The sequence below is a fragment of the Kribbella aluminosa genome (genome assembly GCF_017876295.1).
Classification (GTDB): Bacteria; Actinomycetota; Actinomycetes; order Propionibacteriales; family Kribbellaceae; genus Kribbella; species Kribbella aluminosa.
This window is the reverse complement of the sequence record NZ_JAGINT010000002.1, coordinates 1,145,819-1,165,909: the sequence shown is the minus strand read 5'-3', so window position 1 is coordinate 1,165,909 and position 20,091 is coordinate 1,145,819. Positions and strand designations below refer to the sequence as shown.

General features: G+C 69.5%; 15 protein-coding genes and 1 pseudogene. 4 read left to right on the top strand and 12 right to left on the bottom strand.

Features of this window, described 5'->3' with window-relative positions; all coding sequences use genetic code 11:
• Positions 1-38: 38 nt before the first annotated feature.
• A complete protein-coding gene (locus tag JOF29_RS26990) occupies positions 39-1,481 on the top strand; it encodes a DUF7059 domain-containing protein (RefSeq protein WP_209697232.1) in 1,443 nt (480 codons plus the stop codon).
• Here JOF29_RS26990 and JOF29_RS26985 read toward each other — a convergent pair.
• The 12 genes and pseudogenes from JOF29_RS26985 to JOF29_RS26930 form a co-directional block, all read right to left on the bottom strand.
• Positions 1,475-3,037, bottom strand: a complete 1,563-nt coding sequence (locus tag JOF29_RS26985) for a GGDEF domain-containing protein (RefSeq protein WP_307863713.1) — start codon at positions 3,035-3,037, stop codon at positions 1,475-1,477. The genes JOF29_RS26990 and JOF29_RS26985 overlap by 7 nt on opposite strands.
• A 14-nt stretch (positions 3,038-3,051) precedes the next feature.
• On the bottom strand, positions 3,052-4,608 hold the full coding sequence (locus JOF29_RS26980) for a GGDEF domain-containing protein (RefSeq protein WP_209697231.1): 1,557 nt from the start codon (positions 4,606-4,608) through the stop codon (positions 3,052-3,054).
• A gap of 182 nt (positions 4,609-4,790) precedes the next feature.
• Positions 4,791-5,621 (bottom strand): hypothetical protein, encoded by an 831-nt coding sequence (locus JOF29_RS26975; RefSeq protein ID WP_209697230.1) that lies wholly within the window; start codon positions 5,619-5,621, stop codon positions 4,791-4,793.
• A gap of 315 nt (positions 5,622-5,936) precedes the next feature.
• Complete coding sequence (locus tag JOF29_RS26970) at positions 5,937-6,440, bottom strand: SigE family RNA polymerase sigma factor (protein ID WP_209697229.1); 504 nt, start codon at positions 6,438-6,440, stop codon at positions 5,937-5,939.
• 84 nt (positions 6,441-6,524) lie between these two features.
• Positions 6,525-6,974, bottom strand: a pseudogene (locus JOF29_RS26965) (NUDIX domain-containing protein); the annotation flags it as partial.
• Positions 6,975-7,005: 31 nt separating this feature from the next.
• Entirely contained in the window at positions 7,006-8,310 is a 1,305-nt protein-coding gene (locus JOF29_RS26960; protein ID WP_209697227.1) for a cytochrome P450, read from the bottom strand.
• A gap of 304 nt (positions 8,311-8,614) precedes the next feature.
• Positions 8,615-9,406 (bottom strand): DUF2785 domain-containing protein, encoded by a 792-nt coding sequence (locus JOF29_RS26955; protein WP_209697226.1) that lies wholly within the window; start codon positions 9,404-9,406, stop codon positions 8,615-8,617.
• 228 nt (positions 9,407-9,634) lie between these two features.
• Positions 9,635-10,399 carry a hypothetical protein gene (locus JOF29_RS26950; RefSeq protein ID WP_209697225.1) on the bottom strand — a complete coding sequence of 255 codons (765 nt, stop codon included), beginning with the start codon at positions 10,397-10,399 and terminating at the stop codon, positions 9,635-9,637.
• A gap of 1 nt (position 10,400) precedes the next feature.
• Entirely contained in the window at positions 10,401-11,393 is a 993-nt protein-coding gene (locus tag JOF29_RS26945) for an ABC transporter ATP-binding protein (RefSeq protein WP_209697224.1), read from the bottom strand.
• 249 nt (positions 11,394-11,642) lie between these two features.
• On the bottom strand, positions 11,643-12,839 hold the full coding sequence (locus JOF29_RS26940; protein ID WP_209697223.1) for a DUF4142 domain-containing protein: 1,197 nt from the start codon (positions 12,837-12,839) through the stop codon (positions 11,643-11,645).
• A 117-nt stretch (positions 12,840-12,956) separates the two neighbouring features.
• Positions 12,957-15,263 (bottom strand): sodium-translocating pyrophosphatase, encoded by a 2,307-nt coding sequence (locus JOF29_RS26935; protein WP_209697222.1) that lies wholly within the window; start codon positions 15,261-15,263, stop codon positions 12,957-12,959.
• A 237-nt stretch (positions 15,264-15,500) separates the two neighbouring features.
• Positions 15,501-15,860, bottom strand: a complete 360-nt coding sequence (locus JOF29_RS26930) for an STAS domain-containing protein (protein ID WP_245359492.1) — start codon at positions 15,858-15,860, stop codon at positions 15,501-15,503.
• Between the two features lie 162 nt (positions 15,861-16,022).
• On the opposite strand from JOF29_RS26930, the gene sftH reads away from it, so the two are divergent.
• The 3 genes from sftH to JOF29_RS26915 all read left to right on the top strand — a co-directional run bounded on the left by sftH (position 16,023) and on the right by JOF29_RS26915 (position 19,799).
• Positions 16,023-18,332, top strand: a complete 2,310-nt coding sequence (sftH, locus tag JOF29_RS26925) for a DEAD/DEAH box helicase (protein WP_209697221.1) — start codon at positions 16,023-16,025, stop codon at positions 18,330-18,332.
• 36 nt (positions 18,333-18,368) lie between these two features.
• Positions 18,369-18,728 (top strand): hypothetical protein, encoded by a 360-nt coding sequence (locus JOF29_RS26920; RefSeq protein WP_209697220.1) that lies wholly within the window; start codon positions 18,369-18,371, stop codon positions 18,726-18,728.
• Between the two features lie 303 nt (positions 18,729-19,031).
• Complete coding sequence (locus tag JOF29_RS26915; protein WP_209697219.1) at positions 19,032-19,799, top strand: ricin-type beta-trefoil lectin domain protein; 768 nt, start codon at positions 19,032-19,034, stop codon at positions 19,797-19,799.
• The last annotated feature ends 292 nt before the right edge of the window (positions 19,800-20,091 follow it).

The following is a 20,091-nucleotide window of genomic DNA, read 5'->3' as shown; positions in this document are numbered from 1 at the left end:
GCCGAACCCGGGTTCGGCAGTGGTGGGAGGATGTCGGCATGCAGGAGCTGACGGGGAATACGGTGGCCGGATTGCGTACGGCGTTTGCCGGCGCGGGGTACACCGTGGCAGGGGTCGCCGCGCGGCTCGGAGAGCAGGCGACCGCCGCGCTGGCACGGAGCGAGACGGCTCCGGCGGTACGGCGCACGTCGTCGGAGGATGCTCTCGACACGATGATCCGGCTGTTCCTGCTGCAGCGACCAGTGCCGGAAAGGGCGGCGGGTAAGGCGTTTCCGGACATCGACTTGGTTGCCCTGGGCATCGTTGAACGTAGCGGGGGTGAGGTCAAGGCTGCCCTGGAGCTCCGGCCGTTTGCGGAGGAGGGGCGGGATTGGTGGGTGGTTGCCGATCTCACGCCGGGGCTCGACGGGCGGCGGGAGCCGATGCGGTCCGACTACGTGCTGGGGATCTCGTCGGCGAGTCTGAGCCTGATGCAGCTGATCGTGCCGGTGAAGGTGGAGCGGGCGCTGGACATCGGGACCGGGTGCGGCATTCAGTCGTTGCACCTCGCGGATCGGGTCGACCAGCTGACGGCAACGGACGTCAACCCGCGGGCGTTGCAGCTTGCTCGGGCGACGGCGGCGTTGAACCACGTCGAGCTCGAGCTGCGCGACGGCAGTCTGTACGAGCCGGTGAAGGACGAGCGGTTCGACCTGATCGTCAGCAATCCGCCGTACGTGATCTCGCCGCCCGGAGGGGACCTGACGTACCGCGAGACCGGGTTCGCCGGTGATGGCGTCGTCGAGCAGCTGGTAAGGCAAGCGCCGGAGCACCTGACCGACGGTGGCTGGTGCCAGCTGCTCGCGAACTGGACCTGTGTCCGCGGCCAGGACTGGCAGGAGCGCCTCGCCGCCTGGACGGCAGACCGCGAAGCCTGGGCCGTGCAGCGTGAGCAGCTCGACACCTCGGAGTACGTCGAGCTCTGGCTCCGCGACGCCGGGCTGCACGGCACCCCGCAGTACACCAGCAGGTACGACGAATGGATGCGCTACCTCGACCAGTACGACGTCGAGGCGATCGGGATGGGCTGGATCAGCCTGCACAACGTCCCTGGCGTACTCGACGCGGAGTCCTGGCCGTACGAGATCGAGCGCCCGATCGGCCCGCACATCGTGCACCGCTTCGAACGCCGGGAGGGGCTGCCAAAAGATCTGACCGCGCTGCACCTGCGCGTCGCCGACGACGTGATCCAGGAGACCACCGGTCAACCCGGCGCCGAGGACCCCGCGACGATCGTGCTCAGACGGCAACGCGGCATGCGCCGGGCGGAGCGGGTCGACACGGTGCTGGCCGGTTTCGTCGGCGCCTGCGACGGCGACCTGAGCACCGGCCAGATCCTCGCGGCGCTCGCCGACCTCACGGACCGCCCGGTGGTCGACGTACTGTCCGACTACCTCCCACAGGTCAGAAACCTTGTCGTGGAAGGGTTTCTGGACTACTGAGAACGCCGACGGCGCTTGTCGAAGTACATCCGCCGATCGGCCTCGGTCAACAGGTCCGCGACCAGCGTGCCGTCCGTACTGCTCGCCTGCCCGACGCTCAGCCGGAGCATCGCGAACCACGGCGCCTCGGCGGCGGAGGCCTCCCGGTCCGCCGCGCTCTTGATCCGCTCGACCAGCTCCGGCGCGCCGCGCTCGTCCGGATTGTCCAGTACGACGACGAACTCGTCGCCGCCCGCGCGCGCCACCACGTCCTCCGCGCGGCACTGTTCGGTGAGCAGTACGCCGACCCGCCGCAGTACCTCGTCGCCGCTGGCGTGACCGAAGCTGTCGTTGATCACCTTCAGGTTGTCGACGTCGATCGCGACCACCGCGATCGAGCGGCCGGAGTCCTGCGCGACCGACATTCGCTCGTCGAGCGCGCGCCGATTGCCCACGCCGGTCAGCGGGTCCTCGCGGGCGGCCCGCCATTCGGCGTCGTGCCGGATCGACAGCTCGTGGTTCGCGAGCGCGCTGCGTACGGCGTACAGCCCGCGTAACCGCTCGGCCCACCAGCCGCGGCTGATCGCCCGTGCGTACTGCAAACCGGTCGCCGCGCCGGCATCACCCGACCCGGCGATGACCTGTACGACGGTATGCCGGACCAGCGCCTCCACCGGCGGATCCGACGTCAGCGGCAGGTCGCTCTCCGCCCGGTCCGCGGCGTCCAGCGCGTCGCCGGTCCGGCCGAGCGTCAGGTACGCCTTCGCCAGGTAGGTGCCCGCGATCGCCGCCAGCTCCAGGTCGCCGAGCTTCGCCAGCTGGTCCCGGCAGTCCTTGAGGATCACCGCTGCCTCGGCCGCGTCCGCGTCGTCGTTGCTCGCCGCCAGCCACATCCGCCCGGCCATCGGCCAGTACCCGAGCAGGTCGGCCGTGAGGATCGCCTGCACGGCCTCGCCCGACCAGCGGTGCGCGGCCCGCCGGCGTTCCTGGATCTCCTCGTCGTACGACGTGTCGCCGAGCCGCTCGAGCTCGTGCGCCCAGCGCAGGTTCGACTCGGCCAGGTTCAGCCGGGTGATGGCCGGCGACTCGGGCAGGCCGAGCGGGTCGTGGTTGCCCTCGGCGGCGAGCTCGAAGTGCGGGATGCACAGCTCGTACAGCCGGAGCAGGTCGTAGGCGTACCCGAGGCCGGTGTGCCCCCAGCTCGCCAGCCCGAGGTCCCGCGTCCGGGACAGCGCGTTCTCCGCGGCGACCAGGTCGGCGACCGAGTCACCGCCCTCGCCGGTCCGGATCAGCGTGACGATCCGGAGCGCGATCGCGTTCGCCTCCCAGCCGGGCTCGTCGATCGCCCGGGCGACCCGGATGCAGCCGTCGACCGCGTCCAGGGCCTCGACCGAGTCGGTCGCGTGGTGCGCCGCGACGGCTCGCACGTACTCCGCGGCGGCCCGCTCGTGGCTCGGCGCCGGGTCGAGCTCGGCGAGCAGGCCGCTGATCTCGGCCATCGCGTCGACCGCGTTGCCCGACTGGGCCCTGGTCATCGCCGCCGCGATCCGCGCCGTCACCCCCGACGTCTCCCGCACCACACCCCCCGATCTCACGTGTTCCGGTGTTTGTCCTCGTACAGCCGTTGGTCCGCCCGCCGGATCAACTGCTCCACACCGAGCCCTTCGGCGGTTGCGGCGTACCCGAGACTCAGCCCGAGCCGGCGCAACCACGGCTTCTCCGTCGTCGCCGCGATCGCCTCGACCGCGACCCGGATCCGCTCGGCCAGCCGCGCGCCGCCCTTGGCGTCGGGCTGATCGAGCACCACGAAGAACTCGTCGCCTCCCGATCGAACCACGGCATCGGTGGCGCGCGCCTGTTCTACCAGCAGATTTGCAGCAACCTGCAGCAATTCGTCGCCGCAGGCGTGCCCGAACGTGTCGTTGACGATCTTCAGGTCGTCGACGTCGAGAGCCAGCAGGGTCACCGCACGACCCGAGTCCCGGGCCGCGGTCAACCGCTCGTCGAGGGCGCGCCGGTTTCCCACACCGGTCAGCGGATCCTGCCGCGCCGCGTGCCACTCGGCATCGTGCCGGGCCGGCAGATCGTGCGCGGCAAGAGCATGCCGTACGGCGTTCAGCGCGCGCTGCCGCTCCTTCCACCAGCCGCGGGCGACCGACCGTGCGTAGGTCAGCCCCGCCAGGGATCCCGGCGAACCGTCGAGCGCGTCGATCTCCGAACGGGTCTGCAGCACCAGGATGTGAGTCGCGGGGTCGGCCAACGGAATCAGGTCCGCGGCGGCCCGGTCCGCGGCCGCTTTCCCCTGCTCGGCCTGACCGTTCGCGCGCAACGCCCTGGCCAGATAGGCGCCGGCGATCGCCAGCCGCTCGGTCTCACCGAGCTTGCTGATCCGGTCGCGGACCTCGGTCAGCTCGGCGACCGCCTGCTCCGGGTCCTGCTCGGTGGCGGCCGCGGCGAGCCACAGCCGGGCGCTGAGTTTCCAGAACTCCTGACTCTCGTCGTCGACGATCACCCGCTCGGCCTCGCGGGCCCAGTACGCCGCCGACGCCAGCCGCTCCTCGATTTCCGTTGTGTACAAGGGATCGCCGAGTCGTTCGAGCTCGTGCGCCCAGCGCAGGTAGGTCTCCGCGAGGTTCAGCCGGTCGATCGCCAGCGACTCGGCCAGCTCGAACACGTCGTCGTCCAGCTGGGTCGCGAGCTCGTAGTGCGGGATGCACAGCTCGAACAGCCGCAGTACGTCGTACGCGTACCCGAGGCCGGTGTGCGCCCAGGCGATCAGGCCGGCGTCCTTGGTCCGGCTCAACGCCGCCTCGGCCGCGACCAGATCGTTCACGGTGTCGCCGCCGCGGCCACTCCGGGCCAGGTTGATGATCCGGATCGGCAGCGCGTTCGCCTCCCACCCCGGCTCGTCGATCGCGCGTGCCACCTCGATCAGCGCGTCCACCGCACGCAGCGCCTCGTCGGCGTCGCTGGCGTGGTGCGCGGTCACACCCCGGACGTACTCCGCGGCAGCCAGCGAGTAGCTCGGTACCCCGCCCAGCTCGGTCCGGATCGCGTCGATCTCCGCAGCCGCGCCGGCGTGCCCACCCGACTGAGCCGCGGTCATCGCAGCGGCGATCCGGGCGGTCAGCGGATCGCCCGCCGCCATCTCGCCATTCCACATACCCGCCGACGGCCCTTCCCTGATCCGACACCCGCCTCTCGGGCCGGACCGCCCATTGTGACCACGCTATCGACGTCCTGTCACGGCCCGAACCCGCCAACGGCCACTTAGTGCCACAACAACCGTACTGCGCGTTGCGACACTCAGCGGTCTCGTTGGCCGGCGGGTCAGCCGATCGGAGTGCCGACCGGGATCTGGAAGCGGAGCGGCGAGCTGCTCGACGGCGCGATCTTCGGGACTGCCACCGCGCAGCTCAGGGAGTCGACCGAACAGCTGAGGAGGTCTACCGGGGCGGTCGCCGCCGAGCGGTAGCCGACCGCGTAGAACGTCTTCTCGGTGGACCACTGCGTCGGCACGATCAACGCGTACCCCGCGAAGGTCAACCGCACCTGCCCGCCGGAGCTGACGTCGAACATGCGGACCTCGTCGGCCTTGTCGGTGAGCAGATAGCGGCCGGACGGCGACAGGTACGCGTGCCAGCCCTCGAAGGTGCGCGGCGACCCCGCACTGACGTCCTTGCCGACGGCGAGGTCGTTCCCGGTGACCTTGGCCGGGTGTTCCCACACCAGTTGCCCGCCGCTCGCGGCCTGCAGGAAGCTCGTCTTGGTGCCCGCCTTGATCAGCTCGTTCCGACCGGTGGCGACATCCAGCCGGCGGAGACCGTCCGATGCCGCGAGGTACGCCGTCCCGCCGTCGATCGCGACGACGTGCAGCGGGTCGGAGCCGGTCGCCGCCGGTCCGCTGTTACCGGCCCGGTCGTTGCCTGCCGCCGTACGGATCAGCTCCCGGCGCGCGCCGACGTCGTACAGGACGAACTCGGGCACCGCGGCGCGCAGGTCCACCCAGCCGACGATCGCGCCGCCCGCGGCGAGCCGTCGAGTGGTGTCGCCGCGGCCGATCTCCTTCGCCGGGCCGTTCCCGTCGATCGCGTACACGACGCCGTCCGCCCCGACCGCGACGAACCCGGCCGTGGTCTGCACGAACGACGCGATCGTCACCGGCGCCTGGTACGTCGTACTGCCGTAATGGATGACCTTTCCGGTGGCCCACGTCGCGCGGATCCCCGCGAACGCGCCGGCCGTCTCCCCGAGCGCACCGGCCCGGCTGCATCACCAACTCCGGGCGGGTCAGCTGCCGGACCGCGGTCGCACCGCCGGCCACCGCCGCGACCGCCGTCACGGCCGCGACCAGGCCGGTGATCCGGCGCCTCCGTACCAGTCGGCGACCGTTGCCGACGATCGCGCCGAGGTCCAGGTTCGGCTCGCCCGCGGCCTCGGCCTCTTCGGTGAAAGCATCCTTGAGCAGGGCGTTCATCACAGCACCACCTTTTCGATGATCAGGGTCTCGTCCGGGCCGAGCGTGGCGCGCAGCCGGGCGAGTGCCCGGGCGCCCTGGCTCTTCACGGTTCCTTCGGTGCACCCGAGGATCCGGGCGGTGTCGGCGAGGCTGAGGTCCTCGAAGTACCGCAGTACGAGAACGGCCCGTTGCCGCGGGGGCAGCTTGCGGAGCTCGGCGCGCAACCACATCCGGGTCGTGGTGTCGTCGGTATGCGGCAGCGGCGGTATGTCGTCCCGCGGCTTCTCGCTCCAGCCCTTCCGCCGGAACCAGTTGATCGCGGTGTTGGTGATCACCCGCCGCGTGTAGGCCTCTGCGTTCGCGGAGTCCCGCAGCCGGTGCCAGCGCGTGAAGGTCTTGGTCAACGCCTCCTGCAGCAGATCCTCGGCATACCCACGGTCGCCGACGAGCAGGTACGCGTAGCGGAACAACACCCCCTGCCGCGCCACGGCGAACGCCTCGAACTCCAGTGCCGATTCCATACCGTTCCCTTCGCAGCCCGTCCCGACGCCCACCGAGACGCAGCGAAGACCCCAAAACGTTGTCACGCGACAAAGAAAAGCGGCCTAGGCCACCCGGGCGCCGTCCTGGCAGAGGGCGACCACGCCTTCGCGGACGGCCGCGAGCGCGGCCGACAGGCGGTCGGCGAGCATCGGCTTCGCGAGCGTGCGGGCCTGGTTGATCGTGTACAGCCCGGCCGACAGGATCTCCCCGTCCCGGAACACGAAGCCCGCGACGTCGGCGTCGTCCAGCACCCCACCGTCGAAGACGAACGCCATACCGTCCGCGCGCCCGTCGTACGCCCGCACGTGGTCGACGACCAGGAGCCGCCCCACCGGGCGGTCCGTCCCGAGCTCCTCGTCCAGCTCCCGGACCGCCCCGGCCCACGGCGCCTCGTCGGCTTCGACGATGCCGCCTGGCATCTCCCAGTTCGGCTTGTACGACGGCTCGACCAGCAGCACCCGCCCGTCCGCCGACCGGAACAGCACCCCGGCCGCCACCCGTTTCCGCGGCAGCCCCGCGGCGTATCCCCCGTGCGGCACCCGGCTAGCCGGCGGCTTGTTCGGCGCCGGCTGCGTGCAGGCGGACCGGCAGTGTGTCGACGCCGTACACGATCGAGAAGTCGCGGAAGCGGAGTTGGTCTTCCGGTACGGCGAGGGCGAGGTCCGGGAAGCGGTGCGCGAGGGCGGTGAACGCGGCGCGGAGCTCCATCCGGGCCAGTTCGGCGCCGACGCAGCGGTGCATGCCGTACCCGAAGGCGAGGTGCGCGGAGGAGACGGTACGACGGGGGTAGAAGTCCTCGGCGTCCGCCCCGAAGACGCCCGTGTCGCGGTCCGCGCCGGACAGCGACACGGCGACCAGGTCGCCCTTCTTCACCGGCTGCCCGAACAGCTCGTGGTCGTGCCGCGCGAACCGCGGGAACGCGACCTGTACCACGGTCAGGTACCGGAGCAGCTCGTCGACGATCACGTCGACGGCGCCTGGCTCGTTCCGGATCCGCTCGAAGTTCTCCGGGTCGCGGAGCAGCACCAGCGTGCCGAGCGCGAGCATGCTGGCGGACGTCTCGTACCCGCCGAGGAACACCCCGTCGGCCAGCCCACCGAGCTCCACGTCGTCGATGTCGTCGCCCTTGTCGCGGATGATCGACCCGATCAGCCCGTCACCCGGGTTCGCCCGCTGCTTGCGGACGATCTCGAACAGGAACTCGCGCGACTCCGACGCTGACCCGAACAGCCCGATCCCACCACCGGACATGTCGAACCGGGCCGGACCGAGCGCGCGGAAGCGGTCCCGGTCCTGCTCCTCGACCCCGAGCAGGTCGGCGATCAGCAGGAACGGCACGTTGAACGCGAAGTCCGACACGATGTCCGCGACCGGCCCCTTCGCGTCCATCAGGTCCAGCTGGTCGTTCACGATCTTCTCGATCGCGGGCTCGAGCCGCGACAGCTTGCGTTTGGTGAACTCGGGCGTCAGCAGCTTGCGCAGCCGGGTGTGGTCCGGCGGGTCGGTGAACCCGAGGCCGCCGATCCCCTCGGACGGCTTGTTCGGGTCGGATCCGACCAGCGGGCGGATGTCGTGGCTGTAGTCCTCCTCGTTGGAGAGCACGTACTTGGCCTCGGCATGTCCGCTCACGACCCAGATGTTCAGCCCGAACAGATGGGCCAGCTTGTGCACCGGCTCGGTCTCCCGGACGGCGCCCAGCTCGGGCACCGGGTCCAGGCCCTGCCGGCGCAGCGGCATCGAGACCGAGCTGGGGAACATCCGCATCTTCGACAGGTCGAGACCACCCTTGCGGGTGCTCCTGTTGAGGATCCGGTTGCCGACCCAACGCTTCAGGTATGTCGCAACCATGACTTCTACGCGCCCTCTCTCGACTGCGCCCCCGAACGGCTCTTGTGGTCAAAGTTAACGTCGTCAGGGACCAGATCTGATGGTGTTGGCACTACTTCGGTAGTGGCGTTGGCACCACCACGGGAGGGGGCCGTGGCGTACCAGCAGAGAACCTTGTCATGGACCGAGGTTCTCTGCCACCTGACACCACCTGTACGCCGCCCTGGACCTCGACATGCCGGGCCTCGGGGAGGATTCAGGGAAAAAGCAGACGAAAGTCGGATGTGGCCTACCCCGCCGGGTAGTTGCCTCCGACGCCATCGGGTCAGAGCCGGTACGGCGTCACGACCCGGAAGACGTCCGCGAGCCGGTCCTTGAGCTGCTCGCGCTGCGGGATCCGTGTGAGCTTCTTCGCAGCGCCGATCCGGAAACCGTGGTCCGCGAACACGTACAGCGCCCGCAAGGTCCGGACGGTGTTCAGCACTTCTGGCGCGAACCCCGCCGTCGGCGGGTTCGCCAGCACCCGGAGCGCCGGGTCCAGCCAATCGACCGCGTCGGATTCGGTCAGGTCGGCCCGGGTCAGCGTCGCGGCAAGCGCGTACCCGAGCCGGTCGTCCTCCAGGTCCCGGAACACGTACGTCGTCGGCGTCAGCAGCCGGCCGATCCCGAGCCGGAGCATCTGCACCGGCTCAACGGCCGGATGCAGCCCGAGCGTCCCGAGCAGGTCCGCGCCGTGCGCCACCGCGTGCAGCCAGCCGAGCTTCTCGTCGTACCCGCGCAGGTCCGGCTCCCCGACGTACCACCGCTCGAACGGCGGCACCCAGCCGGGCTCGAAGACGCCGGTGGACACGATCACGTCGAGGATCAGCGGTACGAACGTCCGCGCCTGGATCTCCGGGTCCCCGAACCGCGGCACCAGCTCGTCGCCGAGCTCCCGCAATTCCCGCTCCGACAGCACGCCCCGGCCGATCCAGGTCGCCAGCGTCGAGTACGCCTGCCGATCCCGTACGTCGGGATCCGGCGACCGCAGCATCCCCACGAGCTCGGCCACCAGCTCCCGCACCGCCCCCTCGGGTACGGCGAACCCGGCCTCCCGCACCTGCACCCAATCCGTCATGCGCGGCACCGTATTCGGTCCCGGGGGGCACCACCTACTCGCGGGACCTCAAGGGAAACGGCCCGTGGTTCATCCGGTCTCCCGGATGCACCACGGGCCGTTCGCGGCCAGGACCCCTCAGCCCGGCCGGGCCCCGCGCCCCGGTCAGGGCCCCTCAACCTCCGACCGGGGTGGACTAGTTGGACGACGCACTCGCTGGTGGCGAAGACGGCGACCGGGGTGGACTTGTCACGCGTCGCGCTTGCTCGCGGTGAAGAGGGCGATCGCCATCAGCAGGACCGCCCAGCCGGCGAAGTACAGCAGCGACATCCACGGCCCCAGCGCGTAGTTGCTGGCGTCGCCGACGCTGCCGGCCAGGCCGCCGTCGTTGCCCTGCGCGATGAACGCGCTGGCGTTCTGGAACGGCGACCACTTGGTCATGTCGTTGCCGACCTTCGGGATCAGGCTGAACAGCTGCTCGACCGCCAGCGGCCACAGGATCAGCAGCGCGACCGCACCGGCGGTGTGCCGGAGCAGGATCGCGACCGCGACCGCGATCACCGCGGACAGGAAGAACTCGATCCCCCGCCCGGCCAGCAACCGCCATTCCGCGCCGGTGTTGATCGACAGGTCGGCGCCGCTGGCCAGCAGCTTGCCGATCCCCCAGCCGCCGAAGGCCGCGATCTCGCCGACGATGCCGGCCAGGGTGGCGACCACGACGGTCTTGCCGAGCAGCAGCTGCGCGCGCTGCGGGACGGCCTGGAAGCTGGTCCGGATGGTGCCGAACCGGTACTCCGTGGTGACCGCGAGGGCCGCCATCACCATCATCACCATCTGGCTGATCGACGTACCGCCCTGGGTGATGAAGATCGTCGCCCGCTGCTCGTCGGCACCCTTGAGGAAGCCGGTCGCGAGTGCCGCGAGCCCGAGGCTCAGGGCGGCCGCGACCACCATGCACCACCACGGCGAGCGGGTGGAGAAGAGCTTGATCCGCTCAACGTTGATGACCGACATGTCAGTTGTCCTCCTTCGGACCCGCGGCCACCTCGGCGGCGGACGGCGCGTCCAGGTGCGCGACAGCGGCGATGTCCTCCGACGCGTGGTATTCGACGGAGTCGCCGGTCATCCGCATGAAGGCCTGCTCCAGCGAACCGCGCTGCAGCGTCAGCTCGTGCAGCACGATGCCGTGCACGGCCGCCGTCTCGCCGATCTGGTCGGTCTTCAGGTCGCCCTCGACGAACAGCACCTTGCCCTCGTTCTCGACGTCCTCGATCCGGGTCTTCAGCTGCTGCTCGTTCAGGATGCCGGCCAGCTGGTCGAGCTGCGGCGTCCGGACCTTGACCGTCGTACCGCTGGCGCGGTCGACGAACTCCTGGGTGGTGCTCTGCGCGATCAGCTTGCCGCGGCCGATGACGACCAGTTCCTCGGCGGTCAGCGACATCTCGGACAGCAGGTGGCTGGAGACCAGCACGGTCCGGCCCTCGTCGGCCAGCCGGTGCATGAAGGTCCGGATCCAGACGATGCCCTCCGGGTCGAGTCCGTTCACCGGCTCGTCGAAGAGCAGCACCTCGGGGTCGCCGAGCAGCGCGCCGGCGATACCGAGCCGCTGGGACATACCCAGCGAGAAGGCACCGGCCCGCTTGTTCGCGACCGACGAGAGCCCGACCATCTCGAGCGCGTTGTCGACCGACGACTTCGGCAGCTTGTTCGAGGCCGCCATCCAGGCCAGGTGCGCGCGGGCAGAGCGGTTCGGGTGCACCCATTTCGCGTCCAGCAGCGCGCCGACCTTGGTCAGTGGCCGCTTCAGGTCGCGGTAGCGCTGCCCGGCGATCGTGACCACGCCGGACGTCGGGGTGTCGAGTCCGAGGATCATCCGCATGGTGGTGGACTTGCCGGCACCGTTCGGACCGAGGAAGCCGGTCACCTTACCGGGTTTGATCTCGAAAGACAGGTTGTCAACGGCAACTGTCTCGCCGTATCGCTTGGTGAGGCCTTGTGCCTCGATCATCGCCGTACTCCTCGTTCGGTGGCGTGAGAACCGTTCCCGGGCGGTCGGGTCTTGTCGTGATGACATCAGTATCGAGGTCCACACGGTGCCAGGCATCGGACCCCGGGCGGATCCGGTGTGTCCACCCCTGGGTTGATTCTGCCGTCCGCGCGACGGCGGCTGCCATCGGTTGAAACCCTGACCAGGACCCCGACGATCCCCCATCCCGGGAGTGAGCACATCAGCCGAAAGTCGACAACAGGGCGTACTTCAGTCCATCGGTACGCCGTACAGCACCAGGTTGTCGCTGTAGCGCTGCGCCTTGTGGTCGTACGGGCCCGTGCAGGTCACCAGCGCCAGCCGCGGCTTGACGGCGCCGCGGAACAGGTCGGACGGCAAGGCGTCCTGCTTGTACGTCCGACGCGCGACGATCCGGTACCAGTGCACGCCGCCGTCCCCGGCCGTCACCGCGACCTTGGCGCCGACCGGTACGCCGGACAACGGAGCGAACACTCCGAGCCCCTGCGTCGTGTCCACATGGCCCGCGAGCAGCACCGTGCCGCCGGCCGCACCGGGCCCCGCACCCGCGGCCCACCAGCCGACGTCCGCCGTCTTCGGCACCTGGAGCTGACCGTCCCCACCGGTCGCGACCGGTCGAACCGTCGCTTCCAGGTATCCGGGCAGCTTGAGCTTGACCGGAGGTACGGCGGCCTCCCGGTCGGACATCGACGCGCTCGCGTCCGGGACCTTCCCGGCGTTACCGGGCTGACCGCCGAACATCATCACCAACCCGGCCCCGAGGGCCGCGATACCGAGCAGCCGCCGGCGAACCGAAATCGACTTGCCGACCAGCAGCAGGATCGCGCCGAGACCGAGCAGGATCAACGCCACCCGCGACCGCGCCAGCAGCGCGTCCGCCTGCTGTCCACCGCTTCCTGTGGCCACGACAGGGGTCCCGGAGCCCGACTTGCAAGGGCCGGCCACCAACCGCTGGTCCATCTGGATGACGGGCTTGGCGGCATTGGCCACGGACTCCACGGCCGGTGACGCGTTCTTCGGCAGATCGCCCTCGACGAGCGTCAGGTACTTCTGGTGCTGCTGCCGCTGCAACGCCAGCCACGCGGCGTCGTACCCCGGTTTCCCGGCCTTCGCGGCGAGCGCGTCGAGCTGCTGGCGCTGGGCCAGCGACGGCACCGTCAGCAGCACGATGCCGAGCCGGGTGGCGACGTCGAGCTCCTGCGCCGCGAGCTTGCGGTGATCGCTCTCCAGCTGCGCACCGGCCCGTCGTACGCAGGCGGTCTTCGCGGCCGTGGTCGCCGCGTGCGCGGCCTCGACGATGGTCAGGTTGAGCTGGTGCGCGGCATTCAGGTACGTCGGATCCGGCTGCGTCGTCGCGGCGTTCGCCGGCTGCGTCATCACCAACAGCCCGACTAGTACGAGAAGCAGCACGGCCGGCAGTCGTCGCACCCCTACCTCCCGCAATCCGTCGTACGACGACAGTAATCGGGGCGGGCGTTCCCGGTCCAGAGATACGCAACGGCCCGCCGGTGTTTCCCGGCGGGCCGTTTCGTGGAGTTGCCTACGTCAGGCGGCTGCCTTCGCCTCCGCCGGCGTGTCGGAGATGACCGACTCGCGGCGCTTGGAGACGTACACCGCCGCGGCCAGGATGACCACCGCGACGACCGCGATGATCACCCGCAGCACCGTGTTCGGGTTGTCGCCGATCTTCGACATCCCGACGATCGCCGGGGCGATCAGCACCGAGACCAGGTTCATCACCTTGATCAGCGGGTTGATGGCAGGGCCGGCGGTGTCCTTGAACGGGTCACCGACGGTGTCACCGATGATCGTCGCCTCGTGCGCGGGCGAACCCTTGCCACCGTGGTTGCCGTCCTCGACCAGCTTCTTGGCGTTGTCCCAGGCACCACCGGAGTTGGCCAGGAAGACCGCCATCAGCGTGCCGGAACCGATCGCACCGGCCAGGTAGCCGGCCAGCGCCGGGGCGCCGAGGCCGAAGCCGACGGCGATCGGCGCGGTGAGCGCGAGCAGACCCGGCGTGGCCAGCTCCCGCAGCGAGTCGCGGGTGCAGATGTCGACGACCTTGCCGTACTCCGGCTTGCCGGTGCCCTCCATGATCCCGGGGATGTCGCGGAACTGGCGACGGACCTCGTAGACCACCGCACCGGCGGCGCGGCCGACCGCGTTGATGGCCAGACCGGAGAACATGAACACGACCGCGGCACCGAGGATGATGCCGACCAGGGTGCCCGGGTTGAACACCAGCGCGTCGGCCTCGAACTTGGCGTAGTTGTCGGCCAGTGAGGTCCGGATCGCATCCGTGTACGAGCCGAACAGCGCGGTCGCGGCCAGTACGGCGGTCGCGATCGCGATGCCCTTGGTGATCGCCTTGGTGGTGTTGCCGACGGCGTCCAGCTCGGTGAGGATCTGGGCCGCCTCGCCGTCCACGTCGCCGGACATCTCGGCGATGCCCTGCGCGTTGTCGGAGACCGGGCCGAAGGTGTCCATCGCGACGATCACGCCGACGGTGGTCAGCAGGCCGCAACCGGCGAGCGCGATCGCGAACAGTGCGACGATGCCGGAGCCGCCGACCAGGAAGGCGCCGTACACGGCCGCCGCGATCACCACGGCGGTGTAGACGGCGGACTCGAAGCCGACCGAGATACCGGACAGGATCACGGTCGCGGCACCGGTCAGCGAGGTCTTGCCGACGTCCTTGACCGGCTTGTCCTCGGTGCCGGTGAAGTAGCCGGTCAGGGCCAGGATGATGGCCGCCAGCACGATGCCGATGATCACCGAGACGGTGGCGATCAGCCGCGGGTCACCGCTGTTGCCCGCGACCGCCGTACCGGCCGCGCCGGTCAGCTCCTTGAAGCTGCTCGGCAGGTAGACGAACGCCGCCACCGCACACAGCACGGCGGAGATGACCGCGGAGATGTAGAACGCGCGGTTGATCGTGCGCAGCCCGTTCTCGCCGGTCCGCGGGCGGGTCAGGAAGACCCCGACGACCGCGGTGATCGCGCCGATGGCCGGCACGATCAGTGGGAAGATCAGGCCCTGCTCGCCGAACGCGGCCTTGCCCAGGATCAGCGAGGCAACCAGCATCACGGCGTACGACTCGAACAGGTCGGCCGCCATCCCGGCGCAGTCGCCGACGTTGTCACCGACGTTGTCGGCGATCGTCGCGGCGTTCCGCGGGTCGTCCTCGGGGATGTTCTGCTCGACCTTGCCGACCAGGTCGGCGCCGACGTCGGCGGCCTTGGTGAAGATACCGCCGCCGACCCGCATGAACATCGCGAGCATCGCGGCACCGAAGCCGAAGCCCTCGAGCACCGTCGGGGCGTCACCCTTGAAGATCAGTACGACGAGCGCGGCGCCGAACAGGCCGAAGCCCACGGTCGCCATACCCACGGTGCCACCGGTCCGGAACGCGACCCGCATGGCCGGCTCCCGCCCCTCGTCCCGGGCGGCCGCGGCGACCCGGACGTTGGCCCGCGTCGCGAGCCACATGCCCAGGTAGCCGATCAGGGCGGAAAAACCCGCACCGACGAGGAAGAAGACCGATCGGAAGATCTTCAGCGTGGTCTGGTTGCCGCCGTCGGTGTGCGCCGGCAGCAGGAACAGCAACAGAAACGCGACCACGGCGAAGATCGACAGCGTCCGGAACTGCCGGTTCAGGTAGGCGGCTGCGCCTTCCTGGACCGCGGCGGCGATCGTCTTCATGTTCTCGGTGCCATCGTTCGCGGCAAGCACCTGGCCCCGGAAGACCATCGCAATGGCGACCGCGAGGATCGCGATCACTCCGACGACGATCACCAGTGTGGTGTTGCTCGACGAAAGATCCACCGCTTGTGCAGCAAGCAGCGCGGACATCCGTCCTCCTTGTAGGCAACCCATCCGGGCGTGACGGCCCCCGTCTGCCGCAACCGAAGGGTTGGGAAAATACGACACAGCGCCAGGGGACTGGCGCGGTGGGTTACTCTAACGGGTTCCCGACCAGACCTGACGACAGGGTGGTCTACGCCATACCGAGGCGAAACAGCAAGACCCGTGCCGGAACCCGGGCGGACCGGTCACCCACCGTATTACCGGAGTTACGTTTTCGCCTGGTCAGATCGCGGACGCTACGTCCGGGTGGATGTCGAAGACCTTGGTCAGGCCGGTGATCCGGAAGATCTTCAGCAGCCGTTCCTGGGTGCAGACCAGGGACAGGGATCCGTCGTGGGTGCGCACCCTTTTCAGCCCGCCGACGAGGACACCGAGTCCCGTGGAGTCCAGGAACTCCACGCGTTCCAGGTCAAGGACCAGGTCGTAGGCCCCTTCGTCGACAAGCGCGGCGATCTTCTCGCGGAGCTTCGGTGCGGTGTAGACGTCGATCTCCCCCGCGACCTCGATGACGGTCCGCCCGCCCTCGGCGCGCGCGGTCAGCGACAGATCCACTTCGGCCTCCGATCCCGTGAACTGCTGCATTCAACCATGTACGGACCGTGAGTAAGACCCGTTGCCGAAAACTCTTTCATCTCGGCCGGGGGAAGTCGATTCCCCTCCGGAAAAAGCCGCGTGCATCGGAACGTGCACTCTCAGCATGCTCTCAGCGCCCCGTCTGTCCGTGACGACGACTATGGTGCGCGTATGCGTGCAGGTGGTGAGGCGGCGGCTGTTCTGAAACGCCTGGCCGCCGGGCGCGACGACCGGTTGACCCACGTCGAGTCTGTCCCGCCCCGGCTCGGGCAGACCTGCGACTGGCCGCGCTGGGTTCCACCTGAGGTTCTCGACCAACTGCGCGACGCAGGCATCACGGCCCCGTGGACCCACCAGGTCGCGACGGCCGAAGCGGCGTACGCCGGGAAGCATGTCGTGGTGGCGACCGGGACGGCTTCGGGCAAGTCGCTCGGGTACCTGCTGCCGGCCTTTGCCACCTTGAGCATCGCGCAGGCCGCCTCACCACATCGCCGTACGGCCTCGGTGCTCTACCTGTCGCCGACGAAGGCGCTGGCGCACGACCAGCTCCGCGCGGTCTCGTCGTACACCGTGCCCGGGTTGCGGGCCGCAACGCTGGACGGCGACTCCGAGCGGACCGAGCGGGACTGGGCGCGCGACCACGCCACGTATGTACTCAGCAATCCGGACATGCTGCACCGGTCCGTCCTGCCGAACCACCAACGCTGGGCACGGTTCCTGGGCTGTCTGCAGTACGTCGTGGTCGACGAGTGCCACCACTACCGCGGAGTGTTCGGCGCGCACGTGGCCGGCGTACTGCGGCGACTGCGGCGGGTCTGTGCGCTGTACGGCGCACACCCGATCTTTGTCTGCGCGTCGGCGACCGTGGCCGAGCCCGCGCTGTCAGGTGAACGTCTGACCGGGCTGCCGATGGAGGAGGTCCTCACAGACGGCTCTCCCCGCGGTGGGGTCGCCTTTGGCCTGTGGGAGCCGCCCCTGACCTCTCTACACGGTGAGAACGGCGCCCCGGTACGCCGGTCCGCAACAGCCGAGGTGGCGGACCTGCTGACCGACCTGGTCGTCACAGGTGTCCGCACTGTCGCCTTCGTCCGCTCGCGGCGCGGGGCCGAGGCGGTTGCCCTGACAGCGCGGGAGAACCTGGCAGAGGTCGACCCGGCGCTCACCGATCAGGTGTCGGCGTACCGGGCCGGCTACCTGCCGGAGGAACGCCGGCGGCTCGAGGGGATGCTGCAGAGCGGAGAGCTCACGGGTGTCGCCGCCACGAACGCTCTTGAGCTGGGCATCGACATTGCCGGGCTGGACGCAGTACTTCTCTCCGGCTGGCCTGGTACGCGCGCCTCGCTCTGGCAGCAGGCCGGACGCGCGGGGCGGGCCGGCGGAGAGGCAGTGGCGTTGCTGATCGCTCGTGACGATCCGCTGGACACGTACCTCGTGCGGCACCCGGCCGCGATCTTCGGCCGTCCTGTCGAAGCGACGGTGTTCAACCCGGAGAACCCGTACGTCCTCGGCCCGCAGCTGTGCGCGGCGGCGCAGGAGATCCCGCTGACGACCGACGACTACGAGGTGTTCGGCAGTACGACGGAGTCCGTCATCGCCCAACTGGTCCGGCAGGGCGTGCTGCGCGAGCGGCCGCACGGGTGGTTCTGGACGCGGCGGGAGCGGGCCGTCGACGCGATCGACATCCGGTCGGCCGGCGGGAAGACCGTGCAGATCGTCGAGGACCGGACCGGCCGGCTGCTCGGTACCGTCGACGGCGGCTCGGCGCACTCCTCGGTCCACGAAGGCGCCGTCTACGTGCATGCCGGCGAGTCGTACCTGGTGCGCTCGCTGGACCTGGAAGGGCACGCCGCGGTCGTCGAGCAGGCGTCGCCGGACTACACGACGTTCGCCCGCGACGTGACCGAGATCGGCGTCCTCGCCACCGAGGAGACGTGCACCTGGGGTACGGCGGAGTTGTCCCGCGGCTGGGTCCAGGTGACCAGCCAGGTGATCTCGTACCAGCGCAAGCTGATCGCGACCGGCGACGTACTCGACGAACAGCCGCTGGACCTGCCGGAGCGGACGCTGCGGACCAAGGCGGTCTGGTGGACCATGCCCGACAGCGTCGTCGAGTCGCTCGGGCTGGCCGACGTACCGGGAGCGGCGCACGCGGCCGAGCACGCCTCGATCGGACTGCTCCCGCTGTTCGCGACCTGCGACCGCTGGGACATCGGCGGAGTCTCCACCGCCCGGCACGCCGACACCGGCCGGCTGACGGTCTTCGTGTACGACGGCCACCCGGGCGGAGCCGGCTTCGCCGAACACGGGTACGCCGCGGCGCGCGAGTGGTTGACCGCGACACGCGAGGCGATTGCACACTGTGAATGCACGGACGGATGCCCGTCGTGCGTACAGTCGCCCAAGTGTGGGAACCAGAACAACCCACTCGACAAACGCGGTGCCGTGGCACTGCTCACCGCATTACTCAGTAGTGAGGCCTGAAGGGCCGGCGCGGGGCCGGCGGAGAGGCAGGTCACCATGGCCATTCTCGGAATCGTCCTGATCGCCCTCGCGGTGCTGTTCGGGCTCGGCGTCTCGGTGTCGTCGGGTGCCGCCACGAAGCTCGAGGTGTTCGGCGTCCACTTCGGCGTCTCGGTGACGACCGTGTACTTCCTCGGCGCAGTCACCGGCGCGGCGCTGGTGGTCGGCCTCTGGCTGCTGAAGAAGGGTCTCGGCCGCGACCTGCGGCGCCGCAAGGAGATGCGCGAACTGCGGGCGAAGGTCACCCACGGTGATGACGCCCCGGAGCTGCCCACGGAGCGCGACGACGCCGCGTCCGAGGAGCAGCCGGCGCTCGAGGAGCGGCCCGCCGAGGACCACCAGCCGCACGGATCCTGATTGTTGCCGACGGCATGAAAAGTAACCGGAAAGCGCTTGTATTGCTGTAGCATCTCAGCCTGCTCTCGATGATCGCTCGGCGATCCGGCGAATCGATTCCGATGCCTTGTGCAACTACTTTGCCTTGGCAGTTAGTTGCCATTGGCATCAAGTTTCCGGAAATCGGCATAACCTCCACGGCCGGTCCTGTGCATTACTTGTTGTGGCGTCAACGTCGCGCTGAGTCACTGCCGGCATACCGGCTCGCGCCACGGGGTCCCGACGACCTGACGCCGGGAGATAGCACGACCTCTGGAGGTTGTCTTGATCATCCGAAAGCTGTTCAGCCGCACCGGAGTGGTGGTGCTCGCGGTCAGCGTCGCAATCGCCACCGCCATACCGGCCCAGGCCGCGAACCCGGCACCCAGCGGTTCGAAGACTCCGGGCGTCACGGTGGGCGTGGCCCAACAGATCGCCACCCGGTCCGACACCCGCTACTGCCTGACGTTCGTCGCGGCCGGCAAGGTCCCGATGGCGGTCATGATGGCGTGTGCCCCAGGCAAGGAGGGCAAGACCCAGGAGTGGATCTACACCGAGTCCGGCCAGCTGCAGGTCGCGATGAGCAAGAGCGTCGGTGGCGCCCTTGCTCAGACCGGCGCCTGCCTGGACAGCGGAGCGGACCTCGCGAAGGTGCCGGCCGCAGCGCCACTACTGGTTCTGCCCTGCCGTAACGGCGACGGGCAGAAGTGGAACTATGACGAGAGCTCCGGCACGTTCGTGAACGCCGCCAGCGGCCTCGCCCTGACGTCGCTGCTTGGCAAGGGGAAGGCCAAGCAGGCACAACCGACCGGCAGCATGGGTGTCGCCAGTACTCCGATCGAGGCCTGGGCCGGACTCCCGGTCCCGAGCCTGGACATCCTGGGCGCCGTACTGGCCCTGGTGAACGCATTGCTCGCGTCGCTGGGCCTGGCACTGCCGCTGCCGATCGCAGGCGCAGCTGCCAGCCTGTTGTCGCTGGTCCGGCCACAGGTACCGATCCCGGCCCAGATGACCACGCTGCCGAAGCAGATGATGCAGCTGGCCCAGAGCTGAGCCGACAGGCCCCCGAGCCAACGAGAGGACGGCCGGCCCCGACATCGTCGGGGCCGGCCGTTTCTTCTTCTCCTCTGTCGGGGGCAGTGCTCGGGGATGAGTACCGGATTGCCCGCTGCTTGCGCGTCAGCGGGAGCCCGGCGTGGTCACCGCCCTGGCCGTCACCACCAGCACCAGCAACCCAGCAGCTCGTCGACCAGGCAAGCAACTCCGTGGAGAAGTCTCACGTCTTTTCACCTCCGATCCACTGAAGCGAACGGCAAGAATGTAGCTCGACCGCTCACCCTGTGTA

Coding starts and splice junctions, on each gene's coding strand:
- JOF29_RS26945 (WP_209697224.1), bottom strand. CDS start 11,393: ATGATCGAGGCACAAGGCCTCACCAAGCGATACGGCGAGACAGTTGCC.
- JOF29_RS26955 (WP_209697226.1), bottom strand. CDS start 9,406: ATGACGGATTGGGTGCAGGTGCGGGAGGCCGGGTTCGCCGTACCCGAG.
- JOF29_RS26950 (WP_209697225.1), bottom strand. CDS start 10,399: ATGTCGGTCATCAACGTTGAGCGGATCAAGCTCTTCTCCACCCGCTCG.
- JOF29_RS26930 (WP_245359492.1), bottom strand. CDS start 15,860: ATGCAGCAGTTCACGGGATCGGAGGCCGAAGTGGATCTGTCGCTGACC.
- JOF29_RS26960 (WP_209697227.1), bottom strand. CDS start 8,310: ATGGTTGCGACATACCTGAAGCGTTGGGTCGGCAACCGGATCCTCAAC.
- JOF29_RS26990 (WP_209697232.1), top strand. CDS start 39: ATGCAGGAGCTGACGGGGAATACGGTGGCCGGATTGCGTACGGCGTTT.
- JOF29_RS26970 (WP_209697229.1), bottom strand. CDS start 6,440: ATGGAATCGGCACTGGAGTTCGAGGCGTTCGCCGTGGCGCGGCAGGGG.
- sftH (WP_209697221.1), top strand. CDS start 16,023: ATGCGTGCAGGTGGTGAGGCGGCGGCTGTTCTGAAACGCCTGGCCGCC.
- JOF29_RS26935 (WP_209697222.1), bottom strand. CDS start 15,263: ATGTCCGCGCTGCTTGCTGCACAAGCGGTGGATCTTTCGTCGAGCAAC.
- JOF29_RS26920 (WP_209697220.1), top strand. CDS start 18,369: ATGGCCATTCTCGGAATCGTCCTGATCGCCCTCGCGGTGCTGTTCGGG.
- JOF29_RS26980 (WP_209697231.1), bottom strand. CDS start 4,608: ATGGCGGCGGGCGATCCGCTGACCGCCCGGATCGCCGCTGCGATGACC.